Genomic DNA, 6,799 nt, shown 5'->3' on the forward strand with positions numbered 1-6,799 from the left:
GCCGGGGCTGTGTCCGGCAAATCAAACCTAACAAATAACCAAATAGGGGAATTCGCATATGAATCTGAAAGTCCTGTCACTCGCCCTGCTTCTTGCAGGCGTCAGCACGGCGCACGCTGCCGAAGGCGAATTGTCGATCGGCACCGAAGGTGCCTATCCACCATGGAGCATGGCCGATGCTGCCGGCAATGTAACCGGCTTCGACGCCGATGTCGGCAACCTGCTCTGCACGAAGCTCGCCATGAAGTGCCGGTTCGTCGTGCAGGCCTTTGATGGCCTGATCCCTGCCCTCAAGGCGAAGCGCTTCGACGTCATCATCTCCGGGATGTCGATTACCCAGGATCGAAAAAAGGAAATCAATTTTTCGGTCGGATATGCTGAGCTGGCAAACATGTTCCTCGTTCCCAAGACGTCCGATCTCGCCGGCATCAAGGATATCGACACTTTGTTGAAAGGCTTGGACGGCAAGACGATCGGCGTTCAAACCGGCACGACGCACGCCCATTTCATCGAAAAGCGGGTGCCGAATGCCAATCTCAAAACCTACGACACGCTCGACAATATGCAGATCGATCTCGCAAGCGGCCGCGTTGAGGCCGCATTTGCAGACGCCTCTGCGCTTCAGGATTTTCTCGCCAAGCCCGAAGGCAAGGACTTTCAGTTTGTCGACGTGAAAGTTCAGAGCAAATTCGATTCCACCCTCGGCGAAGGGATCGGCGTCGGAATTGCCAAGGAGAACACCGAGCTGAAGACGAAGATCGACAAGGCACTGTGCGAGCTCGTCGCGGATGGTTCGATCGGCAAAGCGAGCCAGAAGTGGTTCAAGATGGATATCTCCAGACCCTGCAACTAAGACGCCTGCCCCGCTCTTCCCAGAAGTGCGGGGCAACCACTCAATCGCAACCTGACAGGGTGCGCACGGTCGAAGACGCTGACGATGCCTGCTGCCAAAAAGGCAAGGGAGTGCGCAGCAAAACCAAGGCAAATCCAATGGAGTCTAGTCTGATCCTAGTTTGGCAGGGTGGTTGGATAAGAGCCATTCTGCAGGGGGCCGCAATAACGATTGCCGTCGGTACGGTCAGCATGCTTGTCGGTGCGTTGATCGGAACCTTGTGCGGCGTCATCAAGTGGGCGCGGATATTCCCGCTGACACTTGTGGTAGACGCCTATACCTCTCTCGTGCGGGGGGTGCCTGAACTGCTTATCATCTATCTGCTGTTCTTTTCTTCCGTGCAATTCGTGACACAGGTTGCCACAGCTTTCGGATATGCTGCCCTTGCGGACAGCGGATATGCCTTCATCATTGCCATCATTGCCATCGGTACGATTTCAGGCGCCTACTCGACCGAGGTTATCAGGGGAGCATTGGCTTCCATCCCGACGGGACACATAGAAGCTGCGCGCGCACTGGGGATTCCCGGGCGCCGCATCTTCAGGCGCATCATCATCCCGCAAATGCTTCGCATTGCCATCCCCGGTATGAACAATGTCTGGCAGACAACCATCAAGGACACGGCACTGGTATCGGTTGTCGGACTGCAGGAACTGATGCGCGCCGCCTCGGTTGGCGCCGGTAGCACCCGCAATCCCCTGATTTTCTTTCTTATCGCAGCCGTCGTGTATTTCGCGATCACCATCATAAGCCAGGCTGGATTCGACAGGGTCGAACGCCTGGTGAGACTAAGGGCGAGGAAGTAACGCGATGGATATCGAATTCCTGAAAACATCGATGCCTTTCCTCTTGAAAGGGCTTTCCACAACGGCGACCATAACCGCGATATCTGTCGCGATCGGTTTCAACCTCGGCCTTGGTCTTTCGCTCATGCGGCTGTCCGAAAACCGTTTCCTTGCCGGGTTTGCAAAATATTACAGCATGGTCTTTCGCGGTACGCCGCTGCTTGTACAACTGTTCCTGTTTTACTACGGGCTTGGCCAAATTGGCTTTATCAAAGGCAATGCCATAACGTGGTGGGTGATTAGTGATGGTGCGCGCTGCGCGGTCATGGCGATGGCGCTCAACACGGCCGCCTATACATCGGAGATTCTGCGAGGCGGATTATTATCGGTTCCCGCGGGTCTCAAGGAAGCGGCCAAAGCCACGGGAATGTCACCATTTATGCGTTTCCGCCGGATCGAATTCCCGCTCGCCATTCGCCAGGCTCTGCCGGCTTACGGCAATGAGCTGATCCTCGTCGTCAAGGGTACGAGCCTTGCCTCGACAATCACGGTTCTCGAGATCACGGGATATGCAAAGCGCCTGATGAGCCAGACATTCGCGATTTTCGAGGTTTTCGCCCTGGCCGGTGCCATCTACCTCGCCATCAACCTCACCCTCGTCATGCTCATCCGCATGCTTGAGGCACATCTGATGCGTCACGAAGCGCGCTGAAGGCCAGTAGTCTCGAACCTTACGACTGCCTGTCACGCGCATTTATGGACTATATCGCCGCCTGGACAGCCAAAAAAATGGCGTTCTGGCGAACTGAACCGTAGCCTCCTATGTCGTGTCAGCGCCGCGCGCCCAAAGAGCGCGGCGTTGTCATGTCAGCCGGTGACTTTGCCGGGGTTAAGAGTGCATCCGCCATCGATTGCGGCCTTGATCCGCGTCATCAAGGCAAATTTTACCGGGTTCGCTGTCTTCCGCAACGCATGAATGCGTTTGGAGCCGATCCCATGTTCCGCCGAGAACGAACCACCCGATTGCGTCAGGTCGCGGTAGAGAACGGATTCGATGGCAGCAATCTTGGCGGGCGTCAGAGCTGTCCCGGCTGCATTGAGAACAATGTGAAGATTGCCATCGGCAATGTGGCCGAAGAGGTAGGGATCGAGGAGAGGATCGATTGACCGAAGCTCCGGTACACAGCGAGCCACATATTCTCCGATCTGCGACAAGGGGACGGAGACGTCAAAGGACGGCGCAGCCGGATATCTGCGATAGATAAGGTCCGTGTCCTCCCTCAGACGCCACAACTCTGCTTCCTGCGCCTTCGATGTTGCGACGACAGCGGACACGTTCGGATAGGTTTCATACAGCTCCTCGTAAATCCGGCCGAGCTCCATCTGAAGCTGTTCCTCGTCACCGCCGCCCAGAGACATGATGAGGTTGACAGGATAGTCAGGGGCATAATCTGGCGCCGACCAAAGGTGCTCGCCCGCCGTCAGGGAGAAAAACGAATTCCAGATCGCTTCCGCCGCACGCATGTGGCCATACCTCACGGTCAACCCCAGCCCGGTTGCATCAAGAGCCGCTTCAACGGAGGGAAGCCCAAAAAGTGCGGTTGCGGTTGCTGCGGGAACCGGTTCAAGCTTGATGGCAACCCTGGTCACAATACCAAGCGTACCCTCGGCCCCGATGAAGAGATGCTTCAGATCGTATCCTGCGGCGTTCTTCACCACGCGTGTCAGGTCGGAATATATCGAGCCATCAGGCAATACGACTTCCAGTCCGAGCACGCGATGTCGCATCACCCCATATCGAAAGGCAGAAATCCCGCCGGCATTGGTCGAGACCATTCCGCCAATCGTGGCAGAACCACGCGATGGCAAGTCGATGCCTGGCTCGAGACGATGCTCCGATGCGGCCGCCTGCAACGCTTGAAGCGTAACGCCCGCCTCCACAACGGCAACCCGCTCATCTGGATAGATTTCCACGATCCGGTTCAACCGGGCGGTCGACACCACGATTTGACCGGGGACGGATACACCCCCGCCAACAAGCCCGGTTCGGCCACCCTGCGGTACAACCGATATACCATGGGCAACCGCAGTTTTTATGATCGACGCAACCTCGTGCGGAGATGAAGGGAAAGCAACCGCATCCGCACCGAAATTCGCAGGCGTTACGCCATAATCGAGATTGGCAACGGCATCACCGCGTTTCAGGTTCGACAGGCCGATAATCTGGTCGATTTCATTGAGAAACGCGGCGGACAAATCCCGTGTTGAGGCGGTATTGTGTTCGATCATGACGCGACTTTTGCCTCAGGAAGCTTATCTTTGAGTGAGCGTAACGCTTCGAGAAAACGGTCGTTTTCCGCAGGAAGCCCGACGGTCACACGAATGAAGCTGGCGAACTCCGGTTCTTTCCAAGGTTTGACGATGACGCCATGGGACAGGAAATGATCGAAAGCGATCGAACTGTCGCAACCAACATCGATGAAGAGAAAATTCGTCTGAGAGTCCGGAACGAAAAGATCAAGCGAGGCGATTGCCGCAGCCATGCGCCTGCGCTCCTTGACGACGCTTTCGACGGAAACCCGCATCCAGTTTTCGTTATCGAGCGCGGCAACTGCGGCCAATTGCGCGGCTGCATTGACGTTGAACGGTGTCTTTGCAGATGACATAGCCTGTGCCAGCCGCTCATCGGAAGCCACGGCATATCCGACGCGCAACCCAGCCAGCCCATAGGCCTTCGAGAAGGTTCTGAGCACGACCCAGGAGATAGCGCTGTCAGCCAGTGTCTTAAGCCCATCTGGCGTATTCCCATCGCAGAATTCGAAATAGGCTTCGTCGAAAACAAGCAATGTCTCTTTCGGGACGGCTGCAATGAGGCCTGAGAGCTGATCCTGTCGCAACGCAGGGCCCACGGGATTGGAAGGCGAGGAGATGAAGAATATCGATGGCTTTTCGCGCAATGCGGTCGTCATCGCCTCAAGATCGAACCGAAGATCCTTCGTCATCGGTATCTTGATGATTTTCGCACCATTTGCTTTGGGTTCGATTTCGTGAAGGCCGAAACCAGGTAGCATCGCGACCACGGTAGCATCCGGACGCAGGACCGCGCGACAAACGGCAGCGATCATCTCTTCGGAGCCGTTTCCAATGACAATCCGGTTTCCGGCAACGCCGAGCTTTCGACTAAGCGCATCACGCAAGATCACACAGGCAGGATCCGCATAGCGTGAAGGGTCGAGACTGGCCAGCGCAGCGGTTACCTTCGGAGAGCAACCATATGGATTCTCATTGCTGGCAAGGGCCGCAATATCGGTCAAACCCGTCTTGCTTCGCGCAACGGCGATATTCATTCCAGCATTATAAGGCGGAAGTTCAGCAACGTGCGGGTTGAGTCTGAGTATATCGGACATGGGTTGATCTCGCTGATTTGGATAAACGCTGGAATCTGGTTTCAGAGGTCGAGTACGACTGAACTCACGGGCTTGGAACAACAGAGGAGAACCTGCCCGGATGGCACGTCATCCAGCGGCTCTTCCACATATTCAACGTCGCCGGACACAAGGTCCTGGACACAGCTGCCGCAGACACCCGCGCGACAGGAGAATGCTGGCTCAATACCCCGGCTCTCCAGAAAGCTCAGGATGGATTCCGAGGCTGGATCCCACTCGAATCTGGCATTTGACTTTCCAAGAACGATCTCGATGCCGGAGTACTCAGGCTCTGACGCCACCGGAGCAACAGGGAGGCTGAGGTTTGCTTCCTTCTTCGGCTGCGATGGCGAAAGCAGGGAGGCAGGCCCGAAAAACTCGTAGGCAATCTTGCTTTTCTCCAAGCCGAGGGAGAGGAGCAGATCATACATCGCCTGCATGAACGGCGGTGGTCCGCACATATAGACTTCGTAATCGTCCAGCGGCAGAAAGGACTGCAAGGTCTCCCGAGTGATGAAACCGGCGGAATGGAATAGCCCGGCCTTGGCATCCTCGTCGGTCGGAAAACGATAACAGTAATGAATATGGACGTTGCTGCGCTGTTCAGCGAGCACCCGTACTTCTTCACGCAGCGCATGGGTAGCAGCCCCGTCGCAGGCATGGACGAACCAAACGGGCCGATCGCTTTCCGCAACCAGGACCTTCAACATGGAAATCGTAGGTGTCAGCCCGACGCCACCGGACAAGAGAATAACCGGTCGCTGACTGGCCTTGTCGAGTTTGAACGCACCACGCGGCCTGTCAATATGGATGACCGCACCCTCTTCTACGGCGTCATGGAGCCAGCACGAAACAAGACCATCGGCCATATCGGGCGCTAAAGCGGCCTCCCGTTTCACGGTAATACGATAGACCCCGATCTCATTTGGTCCTGACGAAACCGTGTAATTCCGGACAAGCGGTTCCTTGCCTTCGGGATGCGGTATCTGGATCGTCAGAAACTGGCCCGCCTCAAAAGTACACCAATCCGCAGGATCGACAGGCGTGAGGTAAAAAGACGTGATCGTGGCACTCTCGCGCACCTTGCGCTTTACCTCGAAAGGGCGAAAACGTGGATCCAGGCGGGTCGTCATGATTTGCTTGTCCTGATAATTTCAATATCCGGAAATCTACAGATCGCCTCGAGAGCTCTCCCCGTGAGATCGCTCAAGGCTTGCGTCAACCTGCAGACGATCAAAGGGTTTCGCGGGAGGCAGAACTTCCTCAAAAACTCGCTGGCAATTTGGTCTTCACCAATTTGCAGCCCCAAGGCCCCACCTCAATTTATCCCTCTGACAAATCTCATTATTTGCGCGTCAACAAAGAGAGACAATCCCGCCACAGATGGGTTTTTGTTTAGAAAGGCTAAACTATGGGTGTTTGAATTGGCGCGAGCAACTCTGGATTTGCGCCCTCGTTTTTCACTGGGATACGCCAAAACAGAACGTGATCTTCAGAACCAATCGTTAGATAGTTGCAGAGTGCTCCGGGAGCAGGATACAGGCCTAGGTGCACGCTATCATAGCCCCACGTGGCTATACCGCCAGCAATTCATTTGCGGTATCCAAGGCCCTAAACGCAAGGCGCCCTCCGGGATGGGAGGGCTTTGTTGTTGATAGTCTTGAAGATATTGGTTGCGGGGGCAGGATTTGAACCTG

At 55.7% G+C, this 6,799-nt stretch carries 6 protein-coding genes and 1 pseudogene; 4 read left to right on the plus strand and 3 right to left on the minus strand.

Features of this window, described 5'->3' with window-relative positions:
- Positions 1-58: 58 nt before the first annotated feature.
- The 4 genes and pseudogenes from T18_RS22355 to T18_RS27835 all read left to right on the plus strand — a co-directional run.
- Positions 59-853, plus strand: coding sequence for a transporter substrate-binding domain-containing protein (locus tag T18_RS22355; RefSeq protein WP_038492215.1), 795 nt, complete (start codon positions 59-61; stop codon positions 851-853).
- Between the two features lie 137 nt (positions 854-990).
- Positions 991-1,698: an ABC transporter permease gene (locus tag T18_RS22360; RefSeq protein WP_035198759.1), complete on the plus strand. Its 708-nt coding sequence runs from the start codon at positions 991-993 to the stop codon at positions 1,696-1,698.
- A gap of 4 nt (positions 1,699-1,702) precedes the next feature.
- Positions 1,703-2,389, plus strand: a complete 687-nt coding sequence (locus T18_RS22365) for an ABC transporter permease (RefSeq protein ID WP_038492218.1) — start codon at positions 1,703-1,705, stop codon at positions 2,387-2,389.
- Positions 2,368-2,493: pseudogene (locus T18_RS27835) on the plus strand (aldehyde-activating protein); the annotation flags it as partial. The gene T18_RS22365 and the pseudogene T18_RS27835, both read left to right, overlap by 22 nt.
- A gap of 51 nt (positions 2,494-2,544) precedes the next feature.
- On the opposite strand, the gene T18_RS22375 reads toward T18_RS27835, so the two are convergent.
- The 3 genes from T18_RS22375 to T18_RS22385 are packed head-to-tail and all read right to left on the minus strand — an operon-like array spanning position 2,545 to position 6,235.
- Positions 2,545-3,966 carry an FAD-binding oxidoreductase gene (locus T18_RS22375; RefSeq protein WP_038492221.1) on the minus strand — a complete coding sequence of 474 codons (1,422 nt, stop codon included), beginning with the start codon at positions 3,964-3,966 and terminating at the stop codon, positions 2,545-2,547.
- A complete protein-coding gene (gene hisC / locus T18_RS22380) occupies positions 3,963-5,084 on the minus strand; it encodes a histidinol-phosphate transaminase (protein ID WP_038492224.1) in 1,122 nt (373 codons plus the stop codon). Before hisC ends, T18_RS22375 begins: the two co-directional genes overlap by 4 nt.
- A 41-nt stretch (positions 5,085-5,125) precedes the next feature.
- Entirely contained in the window at positions 5,126-6,235 is a 1,110-nt protein-coding gene (locus T18_RS22385; RefSeq protein ID WP_038492227.1) for a 2Fe-2S iron-sulfur cluster-binding protein, read from the minus strand.
- Between the last annotated feature and the right edge of the window lie 564 nt (positions 6,236-6,799).

The sequence above is a fragment of the Rhizobium sp. TBD182 genome (assembly GCF_001950375.1).
In the GTDB taxonomy this organism is placed as follows: Bacteria; Pseudomonadota; Alphaproteobacteria; order Rhizobiales; family Rhizobiaceae; genus Agrobacterium; species Agrobacterium tumefaciens.

What these genes read in the sequence shown, in the direction of transcription:
- T18_RS22360 (WP_035198759.1), top strand. Translation starts at nt 991, where the DNA reads ATGGAGTCTAGTCTGATCCTAGTTTGGCAGGGTGGTTGGATAAGAGCC.
- T18_RS22355 (WP_038492215.1), top strand. Translation starts at nt 59, where the DNA reads ATGAATCTGAAAGTCCTGTCACTCGCCCTGCTTCTTGCAGGCGTCAGC.
- T18_RS22385 (WP_038492227.1), bottom strand. Translation starts at nt 6,235, where the DNA reads ATGACGACCCGCCTGGATCCACGTTTTCGCCCTTTCGAGGTAAAGCGC.
- hisC (WP_038492224.1), bottom strand. Translation starts at nt 5,084, where the DNA reads ATGTCCGATATACTCAGACTCAACCCGCACGTTGCTGAACTTCCGCCT.
- T18_RS22365 (WP_038492218.1), top strand. Translation starts at nt 1,703, where the DNA reads ATGGATATCGAATTCCTGAAAACATCGATGCCTTTCCTCTTGAAAGGG.
- T18_RS22375 (WP_038492221.1), bottom strand. Translation starts at nt 3,966, where the DNA reads ATGATCGAACACAATACCGCCTCAACACGGGATTTGTCCGCCGCGTTT.